General features: G+C 47.2%; 22 protein-coding genes. 9 read left to right on the top strand and 13 right to left on the bottom strand.

Annotated features, from left to right (window positions below; all coding sequences use genetic code 11):
• Positions 1 to 54 precede the first annotated feature (54 nt).
• Both ABCW47_RS01425 and ABCW47_RS01420 read right to left on the bottom strand, forming a co-directional pair.
• Complete coding sequence (locus ABCW47_RS01425; protein WP_343208082.1) at positions 55 to 1,248, bottom strand: HAMP domain-containing sensor histidine kinase; 1,194 nt, start codon at positions 1,246 to 1,248, stop codon at positions 55 to 57.
• Positions 1,236 to 1,910: a response regulator transcription factor gene (locus ABCW47_RS01420; protein WP_343208081.1), complete on the bottom strand. Its 675-nt coding sequence runs from the start codon at positions 1,908 to 1,910 to the stop codon at positions 1,236 to 1,238. The genes ABCW47_RS01425 and ABCW47_RS01420 overlap by 13 nt, the downstream gene beginning before the upstream one ends.
• Positions 1,911 to 2,100: 190 nt before the next feature.
• Between ABCW47_RS01420 and ABCW47_RS01415 the strand changes: the two genes are divergently transcribed.
• On the top strand, positions 2,101 to 2,625 hold the full coding sequence (locus tag ABCW47_RS01415; protein WP_343208080.1) for a nitroreductase family protein: 525 nt from the start codon (positions 2,101 to 2,103) through the stop codon (positions 2,623 to 2,625).
• Between the two features lie 103 nt (positions 2,626 to 2,728).
• On the opposite strand, the gene ABCW47_RS01410 is transcribed toward ABCW47_RS01415, so the two are convergent.
• Positions 2,729 to 3,253, bottom strand: a complete 525-nt coding sequence (locus ABCW47_RS01410; RefSeq protein WP_343208079.1) for a helix-turn-helix domain-containing protein — start codon at positions 3,251 to 3,253, stop codon at positions 2,729 to 2,731.
• A 308-nt stretch (positions 3,254 to 3,561) separates the two neighbouring features.
• On the opposite strand from ABCW47_RS01410, the gene ABCW47_RS01405 reads away from it, so the two are divergent.
• The 3 genes from ABCW47_RS01405 (at position 3,562) to ABCW47_RS01395 (ending at position 5,833) form a co-directional block, all read left to right on the top strand.
• Entirely contained in the window at positions 3,562 to 3,789 is a 228-nt protein-coding gene (locus ABCW47_RS01405; RefSeq protein ID WP_343208078.1) for a helix-turn-helix transcriptional regulator, read from the top strand.
• A 308-nt stretch (positions 3,790 to 4,097) separates the two neighbouring features.
• The gene (locus ABCW47_RS01400) at positions 4,098 to 5,072 is read left to right on the top strand and encodes a hypothetical protein (protein ID WP_343208077.1); all 975 of its coding nucleotides are present in this window, start codon (positions 4,098 to 4,100) and stop codon (positions 5,070 to 5,072) included.
• A gap of 11 nt (positions 5,073 to 5,083) precedes the next feature.
• Positions 5,084 to 5,833, top strand: a complete 750-nt coding sequence (locus tag ABCW47_RS01395) for a DUF1266 domain-containing protein (protein WP_343208076.1) — start codon at positions 5,084 to 5,086, stop codon at positions 5,831 to 5,833.
• Between the two features lie 281 nt (positions 5,834 to 6,114).
• Here ABCW47_RS01395 and ABCW47_RS01390 read toward each other — a convergent pair whose 3' ends face one another.
• Positions 6,115 to 7,698: a cation:proton antiporter domain-containing protein gene (locus tag ABCW47_RS01390; protein WP_343208075.1), complete on the bottom strand. Its 1,584-nt coding sequence runs from the start codon at positions 7,696 to 7,698 to the stop codon at positions 6,115 to 6,117.
• Positions 7,699 to 7,912: 214 nt separating this feature from the next.
• Here ABCW47_RS01390 and ABCW47_RS01385 point away from each other — a divergent pair, with 214 nt between their 5' ends.
• Entirely contained in the window at positions 7,913 to 8,809 is an 897-nt protein-coding gene (locus tag ABCW47_RS01385) for a LysR substrate-binding domain-containing protein (protein ID WP_343208074.1), read from the top strand.
• A gap of 50 nt (positions 8,810 to 8,859) precedes the next feature.
• Here the strand turns inward: ABCW47_RS01385 and ABCW47_RS01380 are convergent, their stop codons facing one another.
• Complete coding sequence (locus ABCW47_RS01380) at positions 8,860 to 11,109, bottom strand: diguanylate cyclase domain-containing protein (RefSeq protein WP_343208073.1); 2,250 nt, start codon at positions 11,107 to 11,109, stop codon at positions 8,860 to 8,862.
• Between the two features lie 250 nt (positions 11,110 to 11,359).
• On the opposite strand from ABCW47_RS01380, the gene ABCW47_RS01375 reads away from it, so the two are divergent.
• The 4 genes from ABCW47_RS01375 to ABCW47_RS01360 all read left to right on the top strand — a co-directional run bounded on the left by ABCW47_RS01375 (position 11,360) and on the right by ABCW47_RS01360 (position 14,589).
• The gene (locus tag ABCW47_RS01375) at positions 11,360 to 11,641 is read left to right on the top strand and encodes a FeoA family protein (RefSeq protein ID WP_343208072.1); all 282 of its coding nucleotides are present in this window, start codon (positions 11,360 to 11,362) and stop codon (positions 11,639 to 11,641) included.
• Positions 11,642 to 11,658: 17 nt separating this feature from the next.
• On the top strand, positions 11,659 to 11,880 hold the full coding sequence (locus tag ABCW47_RS01370; protein WP_343208071.1) for a FeoA family protein: 222 nt from the start codon (positions 11,659 to 11,661) through the stop codon (positions 11,878 to 11,880).
• A gap of 90 nt (positions 11,881 to 11,970) precedes the next feature.
• Positions 11,971 to 14,124, top strand: coding sequence for a ferrous iron transport protein B (feoB, locus tag ABCW47_RS01365; RefSeq protein ID WP_343208070.1), 2,154 nt, complete (start codon positions 11,971 to 11,973; stop codon positions 14,122 to 14,124).
• Positions 14,125 to 14,148: 24 nt separating this feature from the next.
• Positions 14,149 to 14,589: a metal-dependent transcriptional regulator gene (locus ABCW47_RS01360; RefSeq protein WP_343208069.1), complete on the top strand. Its 441-nt coding sequence runs from the start codon at positions 14,149 to 14,151 to the stop codon at positions 14,587 to 14,589.
• 35 nt (positions 14,590 to 14,624) lie between these two features.
• Here ABCW47_RS01360 and ABCW47_RS01355 read toward each other — a convergent pair whose 3' ends face one another.
• The 8 genes from ABCW47_RS01355 to ABCW47_RS01320 form a co-directional block, all read right to left on the bottom strand.
• The gene (locus ABCW47_RS01355; RefSeq protein WP_343208068.1) at positions 14,625 to 15,347 is read right to left on the bottom strand and encodes a response regulator; all 723 of its coding nucleotides are present in this window, start codon (positions 15,345 to 15,347) and stop codon (positions 14,625 to 14,627) included.
• Positions 15,340 to 18,054: a DUF4118 domain-containing protein gene (locus ABCW47_RS01350; RefSeq protein WP_343208067.1), complete on the bottom strand. Its 2,715-nt coding sequence runs from the start codon at positions 18,052 to 18,054 to the stop codon at positions 15,340 to 15,342. The genes ABCW47_RS01355 and ABCW47_RS01350 overlap by 8 nt, the downstream gene beginning before the upstream one ends.
• Before the next feature lie 90 nt (positions 18,055 to 18,144).
• The gene (locus ABCW47_RS01345; protein ID WP_343208066.1) at positions 18,145 to 19,050 is read right to left on the bottom strand and encodes a hypothetical protein; all 906 of its coding nucleotides are present in this window, start codon (positions 19,048 to 19,050) and stop codon (positions 18,145 to 18,147) included.
• Positions 19,051 to 19,122: 72 nt separating this feature from the next.
• Positions 19,123 to 19,731 carry a potassium-transporting ATPase subunit KdpC gene (gene kdpC, locus ABCW47_RS01340; protein WP_343208065.1) on the bottom strand — a complete coding sequence of 203 codons (609 nt, stop codon included), beginning with the start codon at positions 19,729 to 19,731 and terminating at the stop codon, positions 19,123 to 19,125.
• 93 nt (positions 19,732 to 19,824) lie between these two features.
• Entirely contained in the window at positions 19,825 to 21,894 is a 2,070-nt protein-coding gene (kdpB, locus tag ABCW47_RS01335) for a potassium-transporting ATPase subunit KdpB (protein WP_343208064.1), read from the bottom strand.
• Between the two features lie 15 nt (positions 21,895 to 21,909).
• Positions 21,910 to 23,649 carry a potassium-transporting ATPase subunit KdpA gene (kdpA, locus tag ABCW47_RS01330; protein WP_343208063.1) on the bottom strand — a complete coding sequence of 580 codons (1,740 nt, stop codon included), beginning with the start codon at positions 23,647 to 23,649 and terminating at the stop codon, positions 21,910 to 21,912.
• 294 nt (positions 23,650 to 23,943) lie between these two features.
• A complete protein-coding gene (locus tag ABCW47_RS01325; RefSeq protein WP_343208062.1) occupies positions 23,944 to 24,648 on the bottom strand; it encodes a hypothetical protein in 705 nt (234 codons plus the stop codon).
• A 13-nt stretch (positions 24,649 to 24,661) separates the two neighbouring features.
• Entirely contained in the window at positions 24,662 to 25,273 is a 612-nt protein-coding gene (locus ABCW47_RS01320; protein ID WP_343208061.1) for a TetR/AcrR family transcriptional regulator, read from the bottom strand.
• Positions 25,274 to 25,456: the final 183 nt, after the last annotated feature.

Below are 25,456 nucleotides of genomic sequence, written 5' to 3'. Positions count from 1 at the left end.
GATCATAGCCTGCAAAAATCAATATTTTAACAACAGTCCGCAGAAATGTGAAAATCAGCTCAAATCCCTGATCTTGCAGGCAAAGGCAGCACAAACAGAAGCTCCGCCTTGGGAAGTGTTCGCAACGCTCAGGCTCCCTCCAAGCTTTTGTACCATAATCCGGCAAATATACAGTCCCATGCCGGAGTGATTCTCCGTTTCATGGTTGCTGCTGTAAAATGGTTCCTGGGCCCTGCGAAGGCCATCTGGTGTAAACCCGGTCCCGTCATCCTCCACAGTCAGCCTGAATTCACCCTCTGTCCATTCTGCCCGTATCCAGATTCTCCTGTCTGCAAAACGTACGCTGTTGGCCAATATGTTTTCAAATACCTGGAGCACAATTTCCACATCAATATTCAACTCCTGGCCGCTCTCAAACTTCCAGCAAAAATCCGTCGCTTTATTTTCTGCCAGCATTGATACTGTATCTATAACTTTATCTTTTAATGTTTCAATGGATATCCACTCATATACCGGTGTAATCTCTTCCAGCCGCTGCACCGAATTCATCGTATCTGTATAGCGTTCCAGCCGCTTGATATGGCTGCCCATCGTAGCAACCACCGAGGTCAGTTTTTCTCTGTCCAGTTCTTCTTCCGGCAGATACTTCATAAGGAAGTCACCATAGCCCCGCAGGACAGTAAGGGGAGTCCGAAGATCGTGGGAAAATGCCGCGTTCAGCTGTTTTCTCTCTTCCACCCTGCGCCACATATCCCGGTAATTTTCTTCCAGCGAAGCCCGCATATGCTCAAAAGAACGGCATAGCCTGCCCAGTTCATCTTCCCTCTCATACTCGATACTGAAATCCAGCTCCTGCTTTGCGATCTTTTCCGAAGCGTCATTCAGCAGCTGAAACGGTTTTTTAAGCTTGTTTTTATAAAACAGCAGGCCTGCGGTTAACGTACACAGAAAGAACCAGAAGGGAACAGACAGAAACATACAGGTCTGGGAAAGACGGTACAGAAACCGGTCGCGGACAGTAAAGCTTTTCTCCGGCTCCTGTCTGTTCACATAGATACGGAGCGTGCCGTCCAGAATCAGCCCGCTGTTCTGATCCTCATACTTATATAAAATGTGTTTTGAAACATTATCGCAATATCTCAGGGTTACCAGCGACAATCCGGCCGCCAGCAGCAGAAAACCCAGCACATAGACCACAAAAGTCCCCTTAACAGACATGTTTTTAAACCATTTCTTTACTTTACCCACTTATATCCCACTCCCCAGACTGTTTCAATATAATTATTTGCGCCCGCCGCCGTAAACTTTGCCCGAATCCGCCTGATATGTTCTACTACCACAGACGCCTCCCCTTCACTGTCATAGCCCCACAGCGTTTCGTAGATTCGTTCCTTGTCAAATATCTGCCCCCGGTTGACCGACAGCAGTTCTACAATTTCAAATTCTTTCGGAGCAAGCCCAATAACACAGTCCTTATACCTCACCTCCCGTGAGGTATAATCGATCACCAGCTCTCCCTCAAAGTGTATCCGGTTTTTAACCGCCTGTCTTCTCTCCCGCCTGATGTGCGCCGCTACTCTGGCCCCAAGTTCCTCAATGCTGAACGGTTTCAGAATATAATCATCCCCGCCTGAGGCAAATCCCTTTATTTTATCTGAATCCTCTATTTTTGCTGTGAGAAACAGGATCGGACAGGATACATAATCCCTGATTTTTCTGCACACCGTCAATCCGTCCCAGCCAGGCATATTAACGTCCAGCAAAATCAGGTCCGGCTGCTTTCCCGCCTGTTTTACCGCTTCTTCACCATCCGCCGCGGTCAGGATACGATAGCCGTTCCACTCAAAATAGTCTTTTAACAATGCAATAACATCCGGTTCATCATCTACAATCAATATACATTCCTGCATTCTCGTACCTATACCTTTCCTTCCATGCTCCCTGATTCGTTATCTTTCAGCTTACAGCTAAATTCTCAAGAATTTATAAACATGCTGAACAGAAATTTTTTATTGCGTTTATATAGGTTATGGTATAATTATAGCATGCCACAAAAAGCGGGGCTACCGCCACGATACAGGCAATAGAAAGGAATCCGATATGAGCCAATTACTGGAATTATTAAAACAAAGAAGAAGTATCAGAAAATATCAGGACCAGAAGGTAGAGCAGGAAAAGATTGCCCAGCTGTTAAAGGCATGGGAGATTGCTCCCAGCGGCAAGAATCTAAAATCCTGTGAGCTGGTTATCCTGCAGAATCGAGAGCTGATCCGGCAGCTTGCTTTATGCAAGGCTACATCAACAGCTGCCATGGATACGGCTCCACTCGTTTTCGTCATATTAGGGGATAAGGAAAAAAGCGATGTGTGGATTGAGGATTGCGCCATTGTCTCCACGATACTGCAGGAAGAAGCCGCCGATCTCGGTCTGGGCTCCTGCTGGATTCAGATGCGTCTCAGAAGCAGCGGTACAGCGCCCTCGGAGGACGCAATCAGAAAACTTCTGAATATACCGGACCGCTACGGCATTCTCTGCGCAGTCACCGTGGGCTACCCTGCAGAGACAAAAGAACCTTATTCCGATCCGGTTCCAAATCCGTCCAAACTTCACTATGAGACCTTCTGATATATGCTTTCATCGCTACTCTTCCGTTATAAAACAAAAATATAAAATGGCAGACAAAGAAAAACGGACCATCAATTGGTCCGTTTTTCTTTGAAATGCAGATTCAGGAAATCTCATCCTGCTGTCTCTGATATTGCGACAGCTGAGCCAATTCACCAGCTCTTTTAGCCAGCTCTGCCCTGCCCTGTGCATTCAGGTTGCAAATTGCCGACAGGATAATCAATATTTCATTGGGCGAATAGTTTTCTCTTTTCTCCGACTCCGGCAGACCATCCGGCATTAATCCCATGACTCCATTGAGTATGGTAGTGGCCATCCGCTGCCGTTCAGCAGGATTATTACTGTTCTCCTCCAAAAATTGATTAAACAAACTGATCAGCTCTTTCTTTTTCTCTGGAAGGGCTGCCAAGTACTCCGCCGCGGTTCGTTCCGGGCAATTGCCCAGTAGAAAGTCTCCGCTTACCTGAAAATAGCGCTCCAGTACGGCAAGCGCCCTGGAGTTTGGTTCCCTTCGGCCCGTTTCATAGCTGTTGATAGAGTAAACAGATAAGCCCGTTTCTTCTGATAATTTACGTTGGGTGAGGCCTTTTTCCAGCCGCAAAGCTTTTAGAGTTTCTGCCAGATTCATACCATCACTCCATTCCCAATATTTTATTCCCCCATAAGATATAAACTTGGGTGTTGGTATAATATTTAATTATATCATGCTCAAGTACGAATGTACACAAACAATTTACTTTTTAGTTGACACGTACAAACGTACGTTGTATCATTATTAATGATGTACACATGTACAAGTATTATACATTCAACATTAAAGAAATCTGTAATAAGACGGCGAAACGCTTAGACCCGCATAATAAAATAAGTTTATACTAATTTTTGACAGAACATAACTCAGGAAAGTACAAAAGAAAAACAGGGAGGCGGTATACTATGCTCATTGCAAAAAGAGAAGAAATAAAAAGGCGTCGTCTGGAAGCCGGATTAAATCAAAAACAATTATCACAGAAAGCCGGTCTTCCTGCAAATGCAATCTGTCGAATAGAAAAGGGAGAAAATGAACAGACTCATCCTCTGAGAGCCAGAGTGATTGCAAAAGCTCTTCATTGTAAGCTGGATGATATCTTTTACGAGGCAAAATCAGAAGCAGATCCCAAATAATCATTTATAGTCAACATTTGGACCGGATGAAATTCCGGTCCTTTTTCAGGTTAAAAATGACGATATTCCCAATTTGACTCATAAAGTATGTATGTGATAATATAAAAATATCGTTAAGGTATTAACGATATGGGAGATACAAAAGAAACGAAGAAAGGGAGGGAAGTTGTGAGGTTGAGAGAAATATTATGAGAAGGGGAATGCATACTGCCTGCTCTTTCAGCCTTAATTTTTGCAAGCGAGTCCGAAGGGGCCGCAATGCGAGGCAGACTTTGCAGGGTTGAACCTGCAAATGCATTGGTAAACATATGACGATACAAGAATTTCAGGCATTTGCCGGCACAAAAGATCTGAAGGTTTCCGGTAAAGGCGCCTATGGCCTGGCAGGCGGATTTCCAATCGCCGTAAGCCTTCGAAACAAGATGATTCAAGTTGTCTTTACGGTGCGTCAGGGAGAATTTTCCCAGATCCGCAAGACATTGAAAACCAACTTAAAACAGATAGCCACCTATCAGATATTGGGAGCAGAGCATTTTTATATTCTGATAGATGGACGTACGGAGCAGCAGCTGGAAAAATATGATCGTGCCATTCAGGGCGTCCTGGATGCATTTTCCGTATTCAGTATCCGTCCTGTAGATACCTGTCCGATCTGTAAATCCGCAGGCTGTGACAGCTACGCTCACATGGGTAACGGATACCAGCCACTACATAAGCGCTGTATCACCGGAATATATGAACAGGAGAAAAATAATGCTGAGAAGAATTCCCTGGGCGGAAATTATTTTCTGGGGTTAATCGGCGGTATTATCGGCGGACTTATCGCCAGTATTCCCTGTTTCCTCACCATCTGGTTCATGGAGAGAGCGTACAGTCTTCTCTATGCTTTAATTCCGCTTGGTGTATACTATGGATACAAATTATTAAAGGGCAAATTAAATAAGGCTGCGGTTGCAATCACCATCGTCCTGTCTGTCATCCTGGCAGTCGGCATTGATTTTGTAACGCTTGCAGTTGCTTTTGCCGCAGAGGGATTACCCGTCGGGCTTATCTGGTATGTTCTGCAGGATGCTGAGATACGTGGACAGATGCTTTCAGAAAATATCATATCCCTTATCTTTGTCGGCTTAGGAATCTGGATTACCTGGAGACAGATTACACGGACTCCGGACTCCTCTGTTGCAGACATCGAAGAATCCATGGCCACGCTGACTACTGTCAGTCCGGAAATGACTGATCCGGTTCTGAATGAAGCAGTGGTTACGGATGATCTGCTGCAATAGGAGAAAGACAAATGAAGAAAAAACAAATATCCATCCTGCTGGCGGTTGTTCTTTTATTTTCTTCTCTCAGCCTTACCGGCTGCGGAAAAGAAAAGGTTTCTGATACCGTACTTTGGTTTAATACAGCATATGCCGTATTAACAGAAGCGAATAAGGGCGATATCACCCAGATCGGCGGGTATAAAAAAACAGATACCACCAAGGAGCTGTGCAAACAGCTGCTGGAGGGTTCCTGGGATGTCACAGACCGTGCCAGTGCGGATGAAACGCTGGACTGGATACTCACAGAAGGACATCGGGCAGATTTTGTCGCAGATATTGAATATCTGAATGATGCCGGTCTGCTGGAAATGGACCGCAAAGAAGTTCAGGATGTGCTGGCAGAGACGGATGAGGAAACTCTGGTCTATTTTAATCTGGTGGCTGATGCCTATGATAAATTTGGAGAAAACGCCATTGACGCCTGGGATTACTGCCGCGCCCTTTCTCTGCTTGGTTTTTATTATGTAGCAGACTATTACACCAAAGAAGAGTCTTTGGATGCCTCCCTGGAAATTGCCCGGACATTGCAGCAGACATTTGCTTCCTGGGATGAAATGATGGAGAGTTATCTCTATGGTTATCAGTACTGGTCGGAGGATGATATGAATGATGAATTGTCCGCCAGCTATGCCAGAAAGCAGGTTTACGAATCACTCAAGGGCGGCAAAAGCAATCCTTACACACTGGATTGGAATCTGGAACTGACGAAGGACTGGTAAGCCGTAACAAACGGCGGAACGCTTCGCAAACCGTCTTATTGCAGCAAAGAGGAGCCGCAGAATATGCAGCTCCTCTTTTTTATCATGGAAATAGATAAGACTCCCACCTCAATAGGTGGTGAGTAAATAACAAAATCGTCATGGTGGGAGCCCAGTCTCCTTCCAAGATAAAGCCTCCGGCGGCTCGCAGAGCCGCACAGATGTATTATGTCATGCAAAGCATGAAGTACGGCTCGCAGCAAGTACGCCGAGGCGTACTTGAAATTTAGGAAGGAATTGGATTAAGCCTGGCTGTTGACCGGTTCTGATTTCTGTTTCGATACTGTGATATCCTCTTTCTTCACGGGAACAGCTTTCTTTGAATTCTTCACATTATCGGAAGCTTTTTTGAATTTTTTAGCTTCCTCTTCTTTTACCGCGCTGCTTTTTTTATCAGAAGCCTCTTTTCGTTTCTTCTCGGCCTGTGCTTTGGCCTGTTTCTTTGACTCCTCCGCTTTCGCCTGCTTTTGCTTCTTCTCAGCCTCCTGATGGAGTTTCTTCTGCTTACGCTCTTCTTCCTGTTTTGCCTGTTTCTGCTTCTTTGCCGCGTCCAGGGCTTGCTTTTCCTGCTGTATCAGCACTTTCTCCGCCTGTTTCTGCTGTGCTTCTTCCTTCTTGTAAGATTCCAGAGCCTCCCGCTTAATTGCCCCGCCAAATACAAGCGCAGCCTTGGCGCTGACAGGACCGATCAGCTCATAGAATACAGAAGATGTTAAAATAATCGTAGTCAGCAGGCTGCCCATATCAGGCGGCAGAAGCCGCTGTCCGAGAATTGCAAGACCGATTGATACACCGGCCTGCGGAATCAGGGCAAATCCCAGATTGTTTCTGATTTTGGGGTCCAGATGATAGAGTGCACATCCCAGATATGCACCGGCATATTTTCCAATAATACGGATAAAGAAATACGTAACGCCAATAATACCGGCTGTCTTAAGTGCGGCTACATTTAGCCTCATACCAGACAGGATAAAAAAGCAGGACAATACCGGCGGTGTGAACCGGTCCAGCTGCCGGAACAGCTTCTTATCCTCAGATAGATTGATAAATACCGCTCCAAATGCCATACAGGTCAGCAACGGAGAAATATCGATCAAACTGCATACACCGCAGATAGCCAGCAGCATTGCAATAACAATTATCAGCCGGTTGTCGCGGCTCCGGTTGCTGACCAGCTTTGTGAGAATAAACCCGCACATCAGCCCCATAACAATACCGCCCAGGTTGTAAAGTATGGGCAGATAGATATCGGAGGCGTGAAACATGCCGTCAGCAGAGGACTTCGCTATCGCGGAAGTCACACTGAAAGCCAGGAGAGCCACCACGTCATCCAGCGCTACAATCTGTAAAAGCAGTTCCACAAATTCCCCCTTCGCCTTATACTGCTTAATCGTCATCATTGTGCTGGCAGGCGCCGTAGCTGTGCCGATAGCACCCGCGATCAGAGAGAAATTCCATGAAGTATGGAAAACGAAATGCAGAACCAGAGTCACAATCACACCGGCCAGAAGTGATTCCATTAACGTTATGACTATGACTTTACCCCCGCATCTCTTCAATGTTGAGAACTTAAAGAACTTACCTACTCCAAATGCAATAAATGCCAGGGCAATATCGCTGACAAAATCCATCCCATTGATCATAATGGAAGGGACCAGCTTAAATACATATGGCCCAATCAAAATACCCGCGATAATAAAACCGCTGACATTGGGAAGTTTCAGCCGTTTCGTAATCCTGGTTACCAGAAATCCGGAAAATAAAATGATCGACAAACTGATCAATACTACAGAAACATGATTTAAATTCGTATAGAAATCTGTCATTCCTCTCACCTGCCTTTTTCACAATTGTGCGGCATCCTTTTCCGTTCTTTCTCCTGTGCCGCTCATGAAAAAAATACCCTTCAATGTAAAGTTAATGTAAAATGAAGGTAAATATTTCTTTAACTTACTATTGATTATACTACAGGTTTATAATAAAATATAATTATAATTTGAAATAGAATCATAAAATATCTTTATGAAAGGAGAACAGGTTGTGCTCGATCCAAAACTGGATACCCTGCTGACAGTTGCCGAGACGCTCAACTTCACACAGAGCGCGGAGATTCTGTCTCTGACCCAGCCTGCTGTGAGTCAGCATATCAAGCAGCTGGAGAAGGAGTTAAATATCAAAATATTCAATCGTGAAAACAAGGGTCTGAAACTGACGGATGAAGGGAAAATTGCGGTCAACTATGCCAAACGGATTCGTTCCGTCTATGCCAACATGCGCCGTGACCTGGAAGATGAAAAACATTCGATTAAAAGACTTACCATCGGTGTGACGCCCACTGCAGAAAATAATATTATTTCTCAGATACTGGCCGTTTACTGCAGTGAAAATCCGAATATACATATCACAATCATCTCGGATACCATACGGAATATTTATAACAAACTGAAATCATACGAAATAAATATCGCAATTGTAGAAGGGAATATCGTGGACAGCAGCTATAAATCCATCTTATTGGATACTGACTGTCTGATTTTAGCTGTTTCAAATGATAATCCACTCTCCAGAAAAGAAATTGTTACACTGGATGAATTGAAAAAGGAGAAATTAATATTGCGGCTTCCGGATTCCGGTACCCGTACACTGTTTGAGTCGACTCTGATCAGTAAATCCGAGTCCATGGACTCCTATAATATTATTCTGGAAGTAGATAATAATGCCACGATCAAGGACCTGGTCCGGAATAACTTCGGTGTCTCCATTATTTCCAGAAATGCATGTATGGAGGATGTGAAAAGAAATCGTTTTAAGGTGCTGCCCATTGAAAACATAAGTATGATGCGCGAAATTAATATGGTATACCACCAGGATTTTGATCATGCCGGAGTTTTAGATGAAATTGTGAAAATTTATCATGAAACGGTACGCAGAATATAGAGCGGTATTCTGATATGAAAAAGATAGATAAAAGGGAGAAACGGCATACATTATTGCCGCTTCTCCTTTTTCTTTAAAGCTGTAATATCATGACAGCAAAGAAGAACTGCGTCGGAGCCCTTCCAGACAATCCGGGACGCGTCTGCTAACGACCAGACCTTTAACATAGGGTTATACACTTCAAGCGTATTGCTCAGCTTCTCTGCCGTGAGCTCTCTGGCCGGACAGTTTTCGCAGGGATGATCAAGCCCGAAATAGGCTTTATAGCAAGTCATACCCACCTGTGCATCCGGAATCAGTTCTCTTGTTTTTCGATTGATATAAACCATCTTGTATGTATCAGGACGTATCACATAGATCCAGGAATTTTGATTGTCCAGAATCATTTCCATAGCCTCTGCATTCTGCTCGGCTCTGTCCTGCGCCCGCTTTTTCATCAGGAAGGTGCTGAGAAGCTCCGCAACAAAGCTCAGTGTATCGATCTGTTCCTGTGTCCAGAACCGGTTCGTCAGGCACTCGTCAAATCCCACAAAGCCTTTCATCCTTCCATTATCCCGGATTGCACATTGAAGAACCGATTTGATGTTCTGTGCCGCCAGAATTTCATACTGAGCTTTTGACAAATGCCGGATATCGCGGCAGTAAAAGATTCCGTCCTCATTAAAATTTTCGATATAATTTCCGCCCAGATCACTCTCATAGGAGACATTCTGGAGGTTGGACATCTCCGGTGCGATTCCTTCATGGCACCACTCAAACGTGTTGCTGCAGGTTAAATCGTCCTCGGAATTCTCAAAAATATAAACACGGCTCACATCAAACTGTGTACCGATAATCTCAAATATAGAGTGGATTGCAGCGTCAAGATCAATGGATTTATAAAGAATCCGGAAGACATATTCAACCAGCTTATTATTCAGGCCCATGCCGGCTTCATCGGAATCAATCTGTGCGCCCAGCGCTGTACGAAGCCTCACGGGTGCATTGGGAATCTCCTTTTTCATTCCAGCATGATAGAACCGATAACAGTTTTTACCTTCCCCCTTAGCCTGATAGAGTGCATAATCCGCGTTGCGGTACAGGGACACAAAATCATTGCCGCTCTCCGGCGAGATAGCAATACCAATGCTGCAGGAGGCCCGTTTTTTATTATTTCCGGCTCCGTAGGCCATCTCCCGGAAAATAGTTATAAGCTCCTGCGCCTTCTCCCCTACCGCTTTCTCATCCGGAATTGCTTTCATCAGAATAATGAATTCGTCCCCGCCGATTCTGCTGAGGATATCTCCCTCCCGGAACAGCCTTCGTATCCGTCCAGCTATCTCCACCAGGAAGGCATCTCCGTATAAATGTCCCATCGTATCGTTAATCTGCTTAAAATCATCAATATCTACAATAAATACCGCATTGGACACACCGGGATTATCCGACTCCAGATATTTCTGTATGAGATGATGGGCAGTTCCCTTATTATAAAATTTCGTCAAGGTATCCTTCTGCGCCTTTTCCATCAGCCGCTGCTGCTGTCTCTTCTCATCGTCCACATCCACGATTACCCCAACTGCCTTTATAATCCCGCCTGCTTTATCGTACTGGGCCGTCATACGTATCCGGCACCAGATGTAATTTTGTTCCTTATAATAAAAGCGGACCGTACACTCCCCATAATTCCGTCCGCCGGCAATCCCGTCCAGCAGAGACATAAATTCCTGCTGGTCATTGGGATGAATATGGGACTGTTCCGATATATGTGCTCTGAATCCGTCTGTGAGAGGGGCATAGCCGAACTTCTTCTCCCAGTTATTTGAAAAGTGCGCAATGTCATTTTTTATATCCCATTCAAAGATAACATCATTTGACTGGTCCATGATAATCTGATGGCGTTCCAGACTCAGTCTCAGCGCCTCACGGTCTTCCTTCTGTCTAGTGATATCCACCAGCACACAGTAAAAGGATTCTCTTCCATCCTCATCCCGCAGCAGCTGTCCATTATCCAGAACCCATATTGTCTCTCCGTTTTTACAGGTAACCCGGTATTCTATCTCTTTGGTATTCCCTTTTTTCAGCTGAGAAATCACATCGGCCAGCACGGCATCCTTGTCCCGGTCATCTATCATTCTCCAGAAACTGTTGCCAAACCGCTCCTTTATTTCTTCCGCCGTATAGCCAAACATAGTCAGGAAACTGTCGCTCATCTGCAAAATAGTGAGCGGCTCATCAAATAAACACCGGAAAATACCTCCGGGGATGTGTTCTGTCAGCGTTTTTAAATTCTGATCACTGCACAATCCTTCTTCTCCCATAACCGCCGCTCCGTTTCTATGTATAATTATATTGTATTATACACTACTTTAATGATCTCTACAAAAGATATTCGATTGTAATATTTGCCGCTTGGGAGACCGGATTTATTCAATATCCTTCCATTTTTTTCTTGACATTCTTAGTTAGTCGCAGTAAACTGTAAAAAGCAAGGGAGTTAGCCATCGCTTACTCTCTATTAAAAAGCCGAGAAGTTAGTTGAATCTAATTCTTATTAAGGGAGTGATTGAAATGGAACAGACAATCCAGACGTCATTTGCACAGACAGGATCTTCTTCTCCTGTATCTTTATCCGGCTGTCTGCCGCTTACTATGGCAGACGCAGGCAATATGCATACGGTGAAGGTGATAAAGGGCAGGGACGATACAAGACGATTTTTAGAAAGCCTGGGATTTGTTGAGGGTTCCCTGGTATCCGTTGTAGCTGAGTTAGGCGGAAATGTTATTGTAAGTGTAAAAGATACCCGGGTCGCTGTGAGCAAGGCAATGGCGGCACGTATCTATGTTTTATAAAAGGAGGGGCAGGGGAGATGAAAACACTTCGGGAAATTAAGTGCGGCCAGACTGCAACGGTCCGCAAGCTGGCAGGCGAAGGCGCCTTAAAACGCCGTATCATGGATATGGGCATCACAAAGGGTACTGATATATTTGTCAGAAAAGTAGCTCCGCTTGGGGACCCGATTGAAGTAACCGTAAGAGGCTATGAATTGTCGATACGAAAATCGGAAGCTGAAAATATTGAGGTAGAATAAAAGGAGACATTATGTTTCCTTTTTCTCTGCCGCACAGTTAGTATCTGCTAACTGTGCGGCAGAATAGAGTGCTATAAGGAGGAGTATAAAATGAGTATAAAAATTGCCCTGGCAGGAAATCCAAACTGCGGCAAAACCACAATGTTTAATGACTTAACCGGTTCCAGCCAGTATGTGGGTAACTGGCCCGGTGTTACAGTAGAAAAAAAGGAAGGAAAGCTAAAAGGGCACAAAGAAGTCACAATCACCGATTTGCCCGGAATTTATTCTCTTTCCCCTTACACACTGGAAGAAGTGGTAAGCCGGAATTATCTGCTTCATGATAAGCCGGAAGCAATCATCAATCTGGTGGATGGTACAAATCTGGAACGTAACCTTTATCTGACAACTCAGATACTGGAATTGGGCATCCCGGTTGTAGTTGCACTGAACATGATAGATCTTGTAAAGAAAAATGGGGATGTCATCAATACTCAGAAACTTTCCGCTGCTTTGGGCTGTGAAGTGGTAGAGACATCCGCGTTAAAGGGCACCGGTTCTATGGCCGCCGCCGAAAAGGCAATTGCACTGGCCGGTTCTAAAAGCGCGGCACTCTCCCGCCACAAGTTTGGCAGCCGGGTGGAAAAAGCCCTGGAAGAGATTGCCGGTTTAACGGAGCATATGGTCCCGTCAGAACGTTCCCGCTGGTATTCGATCAAATTGTTTGAACGGGATGAAAAAGTCCAGTCGGATCTGCCTCTTGACGCAGAGGCAAAAGGACGCATTGAAGCGATTATCTGCGCCGCGGAGAAAGAACTGGATGATGACAGCGAAAGTATTATTACAAACGAGCGCTATACTTATATTGCAAATCTTGTTAAAACCTGCGTACATAAAAAACGCAGCGGCATGACTACTTCGGATAAAATTGACCGGATCGTCACCAACCGTTTCCTGGCGCTGCCTATCTTTGCCGCAGTTATGTTTATCGTTTATTATATCTCTGTGTCCTGGCTCGGAACGATCGTAACGGACTGGACCAATGACACTTTGTTTGGTTCCTGGATTCAGCCCGGCGTGAGTACATTCCTTGAAAATGTCGGCGCACAGCCCTGGTTAAACGGACTGCTCGTTGATGGTATTATCGGTGGTGTGGGCGCTGTACTGGGCTTCGTCCCCCAGATGTTTATTCTTTTCTTCTTCCTTTCCATCCTGGAAGATTGCGGTTATATGGCGCGTGTTGCTTTCATCATGGACCGTATCTTCCGTAAATTTGGTCTTTCCGGCAAGAGTTTCATCCCCATGCTGATTTCTTCCGGCTGCGGGGTCCCGGGAATCATGGCCACCAAGACGATTGAAAATGAAAAGGACCGCCGCATGACGATTATGACGACAACCTTCATTCCGTGCGGTGCGAAATTACCTGTTATTGCATTAATCGGAGGAGCTATGTTCCCGAATATCAAATGGATGGCTCCTGCTATGTATTTCCTTGGCATTGCAGCCGTCATTTTTTCCGGTATCATCCTGAAAAAAACAAAAATGTTCTCCGGCGACCCGGCCCCCTTTGTTATGGAGCTGCCCCAGTACCACGTACCTGCTCCAAAGGGTGTATTGATCCATATGTGGGAACGCGGAAAGGCATTTATCATAAAAGCCGGTACCGTTATCTTTGTTGCCTGCGGTGTAATCTGGTTCCTCTCCAATTTTGGTTTTGCAGGAGGAAACTTCGGCATGGTCGAAGAGGGAGAAAGTATGCTCGCTGCTGCAGGTTCCTTCATCGCTCCTATATTTGCCCCGCTTGGATTCGGCAACTGGCAGGCTGCCGTGGCAACGGTCTCCGGCCTGGTGGCAAAAGAAAATGTTGTTGGTACATTCGGCGTGCTCTTTGGCCTGGGTGCCGATGTCACAGAGAGTGATCCCGGACTTCTGGCACAAATTACCGCTATGTTCCCATATGGCGCTGCTGCCCTGTCATTCCTGGTGTTTAATCTTCTCTGCGCTCCCTGCTTTGCTGCAATCGGAGCAATAAAAAGAGAGATGGCCAGTTCTAAATGGACCTTCTTTGCCATTGGTTACCAGACATTGTTAGCGTATGTATCGGCACTTATGATTAACCAGATCGGAGGGTTGATCTTCGGCGGATTATCTTTCTCAGCCGCTACTGTAATTGCCTTTATCTGCCTCGCTGTGATGGTGTTTCTGCTGTTCCGGCCGGCTTACAAGGGTTCCGGCCAGACATCTGCCGCCGGAGCGGCTGCTTAATATCACATAGAAGGAGAGTTCTCCATGTTGTCAGCTTCAAAAAAAAGATATTTATTCAGCATAGGCAAATTGAGTCTGAACGGTCAGAAGATTTCCTGTAAAGAAATTGCGGATGATCTGTGCGTAAAGCCTCCCAGTGTTTCTAAAATGCTGACATTGTTGGCCGGAGAAGATCTGATAGAGAAAGCCCATTACGGTAAAATCACTCTTACCGAAAAAGGGCTGAGACCTGCAAACCAGCTTTATACAAATTTTCTTATTCTCTCTTCCTTCTTCCACAACCTGCTTCTCCTTCCGGAGGAGCAGGCAGTTAAAGACGCGGCAACCTGTGTCTGTGAGCTGTCGGAAGAATGTATCGCCGGTCTTGTGTCGCTCGCTATGCGTCATCCAGAGGTCCCGGGCAGACGCACCGGTCAAACAGAAGAAGCAGAGACGACTCCTGAAAATTTAATTTATAAGATATAGAAGAACTCCCGGCAGTTAACGCCGGGAGTTCTTTATTAGTCGGTATTATCTTCTTTTCCGTTTTCCAGCCTGAGCATCCGGTAACCAATCCCGATATGCGTTTGGATATAGTTCGGATGTGACGGGTCCTCTTCAATCTTTTTCCTCAGCGTAGCCATAAACACCCGGAGAGACGGAATGTCGCTCTGCATGGCATTGACCCATATCTCCTTCAAGATATAATTATGAGTCAGGACCTTCCCCACGTTCTTGGCGAGAAGACACAGAAGTTTATATTCAATAGGAGTCAGATGCAGTTCCCTGTCATCCAGATATACACAGCCCGAAGAGTAATCAATTTTCAGCCCCCCGTTGACAAACACAGCCTCCTCTGCCACCGGGAGATTGCTGTAAGCGATTCTTCTAAGACTTACCCGAAGCCTTGCCAGCAGCTCTTCCACGCTGAACGGCTTCGTAAGGTAATCGTCGGCTCCGGCATCCAGCGCTTCTATCTTATCCCGGTCTTCGCTCCGTGCACTTACCACAATAATCGGTACATTGGACCAGGCACGCACCTTGCGGATAATATCCACACCATCCATATCAGGGAGCCCCAGATCCAGCAGAATAATATCAGGCCGCTGAGAGACCGCCTCCATAATGGACTCGCTCCCGGTCTCCGCGGTATGATACCGGTATCCCTGGGTCTCCAGTGTGGTTGTAATCAGGTTTCTTACTGCCGCGTCATCTTCCACGACAAGAATCAATGGTTTATTCATGAAGCGTAACCTCCTCCGCCTGCAGAGTGAATTTAAAAACAGTTCCGTGTGGGTGGTTATTCTCTACCCATATCCGGCCCCCGTGGGCATTGACAATAGACTTGCACAGAGCCAGGCCCAGGCCCATTCCCCTGCGGCTGTCAGCGACCGTGTTATCCGCAGTGTAAAACATGTCAAAGAGCCGTCCCTTTGCCTCATCGGCGATTCCGCCGCCATCATCTGCAACGCTCACCACAACCTCTTTTTTCTCTGCGGCTTTTTCTGCCGTGATAATAATATGTGAACCCTTCCGGGTATATTTAATTGCATTATCCACAATGTTGATAATCACCTGTACGATCAGCCGGGAATCCATCCGGGCCATAAGCAGATCGTCCTTTAAGTCAACCGTGATGCTGTGTTCCACGCTCTTCCGGTTAATATGGCGCAGCGCTTCTGCAATCACCTCATCCAGAAGTTCAGCATCGGCATGAATATTCATCGTCCCATTCTCAATCCGCGTAACGGACAGCAGATTTTCTACCAGATTGATCAGCCACATGGAGTCGTCGTAGATATCCAGATACAGCTTCTGCTTTTTTTCTTCCTCCATAGCTGCCGCGTTGCCGATGAGTACACCCGCGTTGCCGGAGATACTGGTTAGCGGTGTTCGCAGGTCATGGGAGATAGAACGCAGCAGATCAGCCCTCAGCTGTTCCTGCTGAGCCTGCATGGCAATCTCATTTTTTGTTTCATTCAACTGTACTTTTTCCAATGCCAGGGCACATTCACTGAGCATGGAGATCAGAAGTCCCTTCTCAAAGGCGCCAATGGTTTCTCCTTCCATCGCAATTCCCGCCACGGCAAAAACAGTATCATTGCTTCTCACTGCCAGGTATAAGCAGCGGGCACCGGGGAGCGTATTCGTCGTAGCGCCGGCATGTTTATTGTTCTGGAATACCCACTGGGCAACGGCACGTTCATCCTCTTCCTTGTACCGCAGTATAGTTTCACCGGTGTTTTCTTTGGCATAAATCCTGGGTTCTCCCAGCTTCCCGTCTTTCACGCAATAAAAAATGATGGTCTTATCCAGAAGTTTCTTCATCTGATTTGCCGTTTCCCGGATAATCTCATCCCTCGTCTCAGCCCGCTGAAGCTTCTGGCTGGTTTCCAGCAGCACATCGGTCCGATATGCTTTTCTGGCTGCCTGCCTGGCCTGTTCCTTGACCCTCATAGTCAGTGTCCCTGTAATAAAGGCCGCGATAAACATGATCAAAAATGTAACCGGGTAGCCCGTATCATAGGCGGCCAGTGAATAATGCGGTTCCGTAAAGAAAAAGTTAAATACCAGCACGCTCAGGACCGAGGATACAATACTATATATTTTATTGCGGGTAAATAGAGAGGTCAGCAGAACACCCAGAATATACACGGTAATAATATTGGCCTCGCTGAATCCCAGATTTTTAAACCAGTATCCTAAAAGAGTACAGAGGCATAAAATAACCGCCGTTTTCAGTGTGTCATAAAAGGTCAGCTTTGTATTATTAACTGTTCTGGTTGCCTTCCGCAGTTTTTTGGAGCCCTCCGAATAATCCGGAATAATATAAATATCCAGATTGGGGGCCAGCAGAGAGAGACGTTCGGAAAAATTAAGTCTGGAAAAGGAGAATCTCCTTCTGGTATTGGTCCGCCCCAGTACTACCTTTGAAACCCCGGCAATCTTGGCATATTCGGCGATCTGGGATGCGATGTCATCGCCGTAGACGGTCACTATCTTGGCTCCCATCTGTTCGGCCAGCCGCATATTGCCCTGAAGCTGCTTCCGCTGCTCTTCCTCCATATCCTTAAGCTCTGCCGCCTCTACATACAGGGCGGTAAACATACCCCGGAACGCATACGCCATTCTGGCTCCGGTCCGGATTACTTTCGCATTTGTCGGGGAAGAGGACAGACAGATCAGAATGTGTTCACCCGTATAATAATCCCCCCGTCCGGAGGTCTGCTTATTTCTCTCCGAAATCTGGTTGACCCGGTCTGCCGTCCGGCGCAGGGCAATCTCCCTCAATGCAATCAGATTATCCTCGTTAAAGAAATGGTGAAGCGCTTTCTCGGCCTGTTTCGCCTGATAAACCTTACCCTGGTTCAGGCGCGCGATCAGATCCGCCGGTTCAATATCCACCAGTTCCACCTGATCTGCGTCGTCAAACACCCGGTCAGGAATCCGTTCTCTCACCGCAACACCGGTGATGGAAGTGACGATGTCATTCAGACTTTCCAGATGCTGCACATTCACGGTCGTATAGACATCAATACCGGCCTTTAACAGTTCTTCAATATCCTGATAGCGTTTGATGTGCCGGCAGCCTTCCGCGTTGGTATGTGCCAGCTCATCCACCAGAATCAGTTTGGGCCGTCTGCGGATCGCTCCATCCAGATCAAACTCCCGGAGCGTTATATTCTTATAGGGGATCTGATGGACCGGAAGCTGTTCCAGCCCCTTAAGCAGAGCCAGCGTCTCCAGCCGGGTATGGGGCTCAATGTATCCGGCCACAACATCTGTGCCTGCTTTTCTTGCCGCATGCGCTGCTTCCAGCATAGCATAAGTCTTGCCGACCCCGGCCGCATATCCGAAAAATATCTTCAGTTTTCCTCTGATCTGACTGTTTTCTTCCGCCAGAGTCCTTCTCAGGACATCATCCGGATTCGGCCTGTGTTCTTCCTCCATGCCGGCACCCCCTTTCTTTTCCCTCTTTCCAGTATAAAGACTCCGGGATAAGAATGCCATAATATTTTTTGTCCAGGCATAAAGATTGCATTAAGACCGGCTGCGCGGACCTGGTATGGCCGGAAATAAGATTTTCAGAAACATTTTTTCGGCCGGCGTTCCACTGCTGTAGTCATAATAAAGCCGCTTCCCGGCCCGGTCTGTAATTCTGAAATTATTGTCCTCATAGTTAATCCGTACCCCCGCTTCCCCAAGGGCAAGCCGCAGGGAAAGTTCCCAGAAGGGCAGCCGGAAGGTTTCTCCGGCATCCGCTTCCCCTTCCAGATATTCAAATTCCACAGCGCTTAAACCATCCTTCAGAAACAGCAGCCACAGCTGCTTCTGCTGGTCAATGGTCAGTGCATCCAGAATGGAGTCCTGCCCCTCTTCTCCGCTTGTTTTCAGATATCGGTAATAGGTATCCTTATAGTCGTCAGAAAGCTGTTCCAGATCCGGAAGCAGCAATGTTCTGGATACTGCCGCGTAACTGCACCGGAAGTCCATATTTTTCAAAAGCTCATAGATTCCCCTGCATATCCTTTCATCGCCTGTCTTAACTTTGATGCAGATATTCATAATCTGATCAAAATTATTGCCGGATATACTGTATTTCGTCAGCAATATGCTCTTTTGATCTCCGGAAAACTCCGCCGTCAGCTCCACAGAATCCCTGCAGTCCGGCACACCGTTTACGCTAACCTGCATGGTGCGGGACAGAGCCGCCATAGAAATCCCGTATCTCTCCAGAAAATCATCGCAGCTAAAGCAGGAATACTCATACATAATCCAGACGGAAGCTTCCTCCTCATTGCGGTATATTTCCGGATTCATGTTCTGCTGTGTGCTCAGGTTAAAGATCCATTCTATCAGTACATAAGACGCCGGAACAGGCGGAATACCCTCGCGGATCTCCACATTTTTCTGTGACGCCGCTATTTTATTCTGTATATCAGTCATAAGATACCTCCCTGCCGCAGTACGGCTGTTCAAGTACGCCTCGGCGTACTTGCTGCGATCCGCACGATCCTGTTATTTCAAGATTCCATCCAGAGCAAGATTTACCTGGAGCACATTGACAGTCGGCTCCCCGAATAATCCCAGGAACCTGCCCTTCGTGTATTTTTCTACAATTTCTCTGACCTCTTCTTCGGATCTGCCTGTATGCCCGGCAATTCTTGGTATCTGGTATTCAGCCGCGGCCACCGATATGTGCGGGTCCAGCCCGCTGCCGGAGCAGGTAACCAGGTCAACCGGAATCGGTTCGTCTCCTTTTTCCGGATGGGCTTCCTGAATCATCTCCACCCGCTCCTGCACGAGCGCTTCATATTCCGGGCTTGCCGGGCTCAAATTAGATGCCCAGGCATACATAACCGGATTTCCCTCTTCATCCGTAAAGCTTTCCGTATCTATGTTCATAATTCTGCCCCACATATGGGAATCGTCTGTATACTGCTGCCCCAGAAGTTCACTGCCATATTTCTTCCCATCCACTTCAATGATGCTTCCATTTGCCTGATGGGGAAAGATCAGCTGGGCAAGCCCGGTGACGGCAAGCGTATAAATCACCCCGCATAGCAGTACGGAAATCCCAAGAAAAATACCGGCTTTCGGGAAGATATCTTTTATCATTTTCTTCATACTCTGTTCATGCATATTCATTGCAGCCGGCTGAAAAAAAGCATCTATGCATGAAACCTCCATCCTTCATATTTCTTTCAGCCGGAATACTATTTATACCAGATGAACCGCTGCCAGCAACATATCAATCAGTTTAATACAGATAAACGGCGTTACAATTCCGCCCAGACCGTAGATCAGAAGGTTCCTTGCAAGCATCTTTCCCGCCGATACTTCTCTGTATTTCACACCCTTTAGGGCAAGCGGAATCAGCGCCACAATAATCAGTGCGTTGTAAATAATGGCCGACAGGATCGCGCTGAATGCGCTGTGCAGACCCATGATATTCAAGGCTGCAAGATCCGGATAAAGCCCCATAAACAATGCGGGTATAATGGCGAAATATTTTGCCAGGTCATTTGCAATGCTGAATGTGGTCAGGCTGCCTCTCGTCATCAGAAGCTGTTTTCCGATCCGTACAATATCAATCAGCTTGGTGGGGGAAGAATCCAGATCCACCATATTTCCTGCTTCTTTCGCCGCCTGTGTGCCGCTGTTCATGGCAACCGCCACATCTGCCTGGGCCAGGGCGGGCGCATCGTTGGTGCCGTCGCCGGTCATAGCCACCATATGGCCTTTTGCCTGCAGGTCGCGGATTGTCTGAAGCTTCCCTTCCGGGGTTGCCTCCGCAAGGAAATCGTCCACCCCCGCCTCCGCCGCAATTGCGGCAGCGGTCAGAGGGTTATCGCCGGTCACCATGATGGTCCGGATGCCCATCTTGCGCAGATCCCCGAATTTTTCTCTCACACCCTTTTTAATAATATCTTTCAGATAGATAACTCCCAGTACCTGATGGTTCTTCGCTACCACCAGCGGCGTGCCTCCCTGCTGCGATATCCGGGTGACCACCTGGTCACATTCTCTGCTGTAGCTGCCGCCGCCTGAGAGGACGTAGTCTTTTATCGCCTCTGCGGCCCCTTTCCTTATCTCATTGCCGGCTAAGTCCACACCGCTCATCCGGGTTTTGGCGGTAAAAGGAAGAAAGGCCATATTCAGATCATTCATATTTCTGCCGCGCATTCCAAACTGTTCCTTCGCAAGCACCACGATACTCCTGCCTTCCGGGGTTTCATCTGCCAGCGAGGCCAGCTGTGCCGCATCCGCCAGTTCTTTTACATCCACACCGTCCACCGGTACAAATTCACTGGCCTGCCGGTTGCCCAGGGTAATGGTACCTGTTTTGTCCAGCATGAGTGTATCCACATCTCCTGCCGCCTCAATGGCACGGCCGCTCATCGCCAGGACATTTACCTGATTGAGCCTGCTCATGCCTGCAATCCCGATTGCCGAGAGCAGCGCTCCGATGGTTGTAGGGGCCAGACACACCAGCAGCGCAACCAGGGATGTTACGGAAGTGGGATTATCCATACCAGCCTGGCCGGATGAGAAAACGGAGTAGGCGTACAGAGAAACTGTAACCAGCACAAATATAATGGAGAGGGCAATCAGCAGGATCTGCAGTGCCATCTCATTGGGTGTTTTCTTTCTGGCAGCGCCTTCCACCATGGCAATCATTTTATCCAGAAAGCTTTCTCCCGGATCGTTGGTAATCTGAATCACCAGCCAGTCTGAAATCACTGTGGTGCCTCCGGTCACCGCACTCCGGTCTCCGCCGCTTTCCCGGATAACCGGCGCGGATTCACCGGTTATGGCACTCTCATCTACAGAGGCCACTCCCTCTATTACTTCACCGTCTCCCGGAATCTGCTCTCCCGCTTTCACGATAACCATATCGCCCTTTTTCAGGGAAGCGGAAGAGATCTTTGTGATCTCTTCCTTCCGGTCAGAGGACGGGATCTTGTGTGCCTCCACATCCCGCTTCGCGGCACGCAGAGCATCCGCCTGGGCCTTGCCCCGCCCTTCTGCGATTGCCTCTGCGAAGTTGGCAAATAATACCGTAAACCAGAGAATAACCGCAATCGCCAGAGTAAAGCCCGAGGGCGCATCCCCTATTCCAAACAGGGAAATGATAAATAGCACCGTCGTCATTACTGCCGAGATATAAACCAGCATCATGACCGGATTTTTGGCCTGTGTCCCAGGCGCAAGTTTTATAAAAGAATCCTTTAAGGCCCGGGCAAACATCTTCTGCCCTGCATACGGATTTTGATCTTTGGAAGCCATACCCATTCACCCTCCCTAATGAAGCATCTGCAAGTGTTCTGCAATCGGGCCCAGAGATAACGCCGGGAAGAAGCTCAACGCACCGATCAGCAGCACTACGAAAATTAACAGGAATACAAACATTGCATTGCAGGTGGATAGAGTACCTGCGGTTGCTGCCACCTTCTTTTTCTTAACCAGACTGCCCGCAATTGCCAGAATACCTGTAATCGGCAGGAATCTGACAAACAGCATAACAAGGCCAAGCGTAATATTTAAAAATGGAGTATTCGCATTAAACCCGGCGAAGGCAGAGCCATTGTTGCCGCCGCAGGAGGAATACGCATACAGGATTTCCGAAAATCCGTGGGCTCCGGCGTTGTTCAGGCTGTCGGTCACCGCCGGAACCAGAGCGGCAATGCCGCTCCCTACCAGGATAGCAATCGGTGTGGCAAGGCATACCAGCACAGCCCATTTCATCTCATAGGGCTCGATCTTCTTGCCCAGATACTCCGGTGTCCGTCCGACCATCAGGCCCGCAATGAATACTGTCAGGATAGCAAATCCCAGCATCCCGTACAGACCGCAGCCCACGCCGCCGAATATGACTTCGCCCAGCTGCATCAGAAGCATCGGCACCATGCCGCCAAGGGGCGTGTAGCTGTCATGCATGGAGTTTACAGAGCCGTTGGAAGCCGCGGTTGTGAAGGCTGCCCAGGTGGCGGATGTGGCGATGCCAAACCGTGTTTCCTTGCCTTCCATGTTGCCGCCTGCCTGATTATCGGCACTTAAGTCAACCGCGCCGCTCTGGGCAAGCTGCGGAGTTCCATTCTGTTCTGCCACAGCGATGCATCCCAGTGCGATCACCAGCATGATAAACATTGCCGTAAAGATTGCGATGCCCTGCCGCTTATCCTTTACACTCCGGCCAAAGGTAAAGCATAGGGCCGCCGGTATAAGTAAAATAGCTATCATTTCAATTAAGTTAGAGAAGGCGGTGGGATTTTCCAGCGGGTGGGCTGAGTTGGTCCCCATATAACCGCCGCCGTTGGTTCCCGCCTGTTTCATGGCAATCTGGCTTGCCGCAGGTCCCATAGGCACAATCTGAGTCGTAACTTCCGTTCCGTCCTCCAGTGTAACCGGTTCGACCAATTCCTCCTCTTCGTATGGTTTCAGGTTCTGGATAACTCCCTGAGACACCAGAAGCAGGGAAATTACCAGGCAGAGAGGAACCAGGACGTAGAGTATGATTCTGGTCATATCCACCCAGAAGCTTCCAAGGCCTTCTTTCCTTACCTTAATCAGCCCCCGGATCAGTGCAAACAAAACTGCAATACCGGTTGCCGCAGAAACAAAGTTCTGTACGGTAAGACCCAGCGCCTGGGTCAAATAACTTAGCGAGGCTTCTCCGCTGTAAGCCTGCCAGTTAGTATTGGTAACAAAACTTACCGCCGTGTTAAAGGATAAGTGCCAGGACAGTCCGCCAAATCCTTCCGGGTTGCCGGGAAGGGCCCCCTGCAGCATTTGAATTGCAAACAGCAGTACAAGCCCGAAGGCATTAAACACTAAAACACTGGCCAGATACTTTTTCCAGTTCATTTCCTCCCCGGAGTCCACATGCATGATCCTGTAGATCAGCTTCTCACAGGGAGCGCATAGTCTGGTCAGAAAAACCTTCTCTCCGTTCATGACCTTACCGATGTAGGCGCCCAGCGGAATGGCAAGGACAACCAGCACAACCAGGTACAGGCCATATTGTAAAATTGTCTGGCTCACGCTTTATCACCTCTCAATAAGATTACGGTCAAATAGACAAGAATTCCCGCGGCAACTGCTCCAATCGCCCATATTACAGCACCCATATCATCTCCCCCTTCTTCTATGCCGGATTTATGATTTTTTATTTTTTACGGGTCAATGGTATCATAATTAAAATAAAGGTAGTGTTAGAGGACAATCCCGATGCATTAAAATGAGATTAAGGGTAGTTTCCACTACGATAAAAACGCCGCTGCAAAATCAGATTTTGCAGCGGCGTTTTACAGATGGAGCCTATTTACTCCATGATTTTTATTCCCGTTTCCTTCTTTTTAGATCCTCCCCAAACCGGCTCATCACAGCCCGGTGGATGAAGTACAGGTATGGCAGGCCCAGATTGGTCTCCAGCAGCGAATTTACAACCAATGGAGCAATTCCCTGAGGCCGGATACCGGTAATCAGCAGCACAAATTCCCAGGCAAACTGAACCAGAATACCTATGCTTAAAATGTCCCACAGATTCACCGTATTTCCTTTCTGCCGGTTCTTAATGTTAGAAACACACAACAGAGCATATCCTACAAACAGGATCAGCGCCATCACGCCGTGATACTGTCCGGTTCCCCTCGAAATCGTAATTGTTCCAAAAGCCTGTCCGAAATTCTGGCTGAGAAGAGCGGTGCACAGCCAGCCCGACAAGATCAGGACAGACCATTCCAGCCGGTTCTTATCCTTATCCAGCCACAGCCATATCCAGACAAAATTGGTAAATCCATAGCTCATGGAAAGCCAAAGCAGAAACCAGAAAGTGTCGGCCCCCTGTACTGTCCTGGTATTTAACAGCAGATAGAAGATCCCGTAATCCACAGCCAGATATAAAATTCCGCCCAGAATCCCCACAATTGCCGCCATATACCGCTTCGTATACATCAGTACACCGAACAAAATCATCAGAAAACAAATATCCAGTATAATGTACAGTTCATTTAATGTTCTTGCCGCTATAACCTCTCCCATACTCTTCGTCCGGCTAAGCCGTTTCCTCCTTCTGATATTCTCTCATAATCGCCCGGATGCTCCGATGCAGATGGGGCCTGAACTCTTCTATGGAAAAAGGATCTTCCTCCAGAATCGTCGTAAAGCAGGTGGAACTGGTCAGTTCGATTATCGTAAACAGCATCTTATCCGGGTCCTCATAATCCGCCTTATCTCTGCGTATCATTTCCAGATAAAGCTCATAGAAATTCGGCGCATTATTCTCCCTCGGCAGATTCAACGCCTTATTAAAGACTCCCCATCCCAGGTTCTTTGCGATAAAGCGCAGCAAGGACGGGTCCTCGGTCAGCCGGTCCAGAATATAGTCGATGATAAACAGCATACTGTCCTCAAACCCCGAAATCTGTGTCTGATTCAGCGCTCCCTCCGCCAGGGAGAACAATTCATTGGCTTTGTGGACAATCAGCTTATTTCTTATATCATATTTGTCCTTAAAATAAAGATAGAACGTTCCCTTCGCAACCCCCGCGCGCTCAACAATGTCCGATATTGCAGTTTTATTAATCCCCTTGGTAGTAAAAAGCTCAAAGGCGGTGTTAAAGAGCGCATCTTTTTTTCTCTTCTTTTTGTCTTCGACTTTACTCACTGTTTATCCCTTCTTCCATTCCCCCGCAGCAGCTGCCATTACATTCTTATCTTTTATTCTATTCAAAACTGACCAAAAGTCAATATTATTAAATTTTTATTAATTCTCTGTCCATCCAATTGACTAATGGTCAGTTTTGGCATATAACAAATAACGGTGAATAAATTGACTAGTAGTCATTTC

Source organism: Anaerolentibacter hominis, from assembly GCF_032380675.1.
In the GTDB taxonomy this organism is placed as follows: Bacteria; Bacillota; Clostridia; order Lachnospirales; family Lachnospiraceae; genus Anaerolentibacter; species Anaerolentibacter hominis.
This window is presented reverse-complemented; position numbering and strand designations above follow the sequence as displayed.

Excerpts from the sequence above, each read along its gene's own strand:
- ABCW47_RS01405 (WP_343208078.1), top strand. The coding sequence starts at position 3,562 with ATGCTCATTGCAAAAAGAGAAGAAATAAAAAGGCGTCGTCTGGAAGCC.
- ABCW47_RS01360 (WP_343208069.1), top strand. The coding sequence starts at position 14,149 with ATGTTGTCAGCTTCAAAAAAAAGATATTTATTCAGCATAGGCAAATTG.
- ABCW47_RS01415 (WP_343208080.1), top strand. The coding sequence starts at position 2,101 with ATGAGCCAATTACTGGAATTATTAAAACAAAGAAGAAGTATCAGAAAA.
- ABCW47_RS01420 (WP_343208081.1), bottom strand. The coding sequence starts at position 1,910 with ATGCAGGAATGTATATTGATTGTAGATGATGAACCGGATGTTATTGCA.
- ABCW47_RS01350 (WP_343208067.1), bottom strand. The coding sequence starts at position 18,054 with ATGGAGGAAGAACACAGGCCGAATCCGGATGATGTCCTGAGAAGGACT.
- ABCW47_RS01345 (WP_343208066.1), bottom strand. The coding sequence starts at position 19,050 with ATGACTGATATACAGAATAAAATAGCGGCGTCACAGAAAAATGTGGAG.
- kdpC (WP_343208065.1), bottom strand. The coding sequence starts at position 19,731 with ATGAAGAAAATGATAAAAGATATCTTCCCGAAAGCCGGTATTTTTCTT.
- ABCW47_RS01410 (WP_343208079.1), bottom strand. The coding sequence starts at position 3,253 with ATGAATCTGGCAGAAACTCTAAAAGCTTTGCGGCTGGAAAAAGGCCTC.
- ABCW47_RS01375 (WP_343208072.1), top strand. The coding sequence starts at position 11,360 with ATGGAACAGACAATCCAGACGTCATTTGCACAGACAGGATCTTCTTCT.
- feoB (WP_343208070.1), top strand. The coding sequence starts at position 11,971 with ATGAGTATAAAAATTGCCCTGGCAGGAAATCCAAACTGCGGCAAAACC.
- ABCW47_RS01370 (WP_343208071.1), top strand. The coding sequence starts at position 11,659 with ATGAAAACACTTCGGGAAATTAAGTGCGGCCAGACTGCAACGGTCCGC.
- ABCW47_RS01325 (WP_343208062.1), bottom strand. The coding sequence starts at position 24,648 with ATGGGAGAGGTTATAGCGGCAAGAACATTAAATGAACTGTACATTATA.
- ABCW47_RS01400 (WP_343208077.1), top strand. The coding sequence starts at position 4,098 with ATGACGATACAAGAATTTCAGGCATTTGCCGGCACAAAAGATCTGAAG.
- ABCW47_RS01395 (WP_343208076.1), top strand. The coding sequence starts at position 5,084 with ATGAAGAAAAAACAAATATCCATCCTGCTGGCGGTTGTTCTTTTATTT.
- ABCW47_RS01380 (WP_343208073.1), bottom strand. The coding sequence starts at position 11,109 with ATGGGAGAAGAAGGATTGTGCAGTGATCAGAATTTAAAAACGCTGACA.
- kdpB (WP_343208064.1), bottom strand. The coding sequence starts at position 21,894 with ATGGCTTCCAAAGATCAAAATCCGTATGCAGGGCAGAAGATGTTTGCC.
- ABCW47_RS01355 (WP_343208068.1), bottom strand. The coding sequence starts at position 15,347 with ATGAATAAACCATTGATTCTTGTCGTGGAAGATGACGCGGCAGTAAGA.
- ABCW47_RS01390 (WP_343208075.1), bottom strand. The coding sequence starts at position 7,698 with ATGACAGATTTCTATACGAATTTAAATCATGTTTCTGTAGTATTGATC.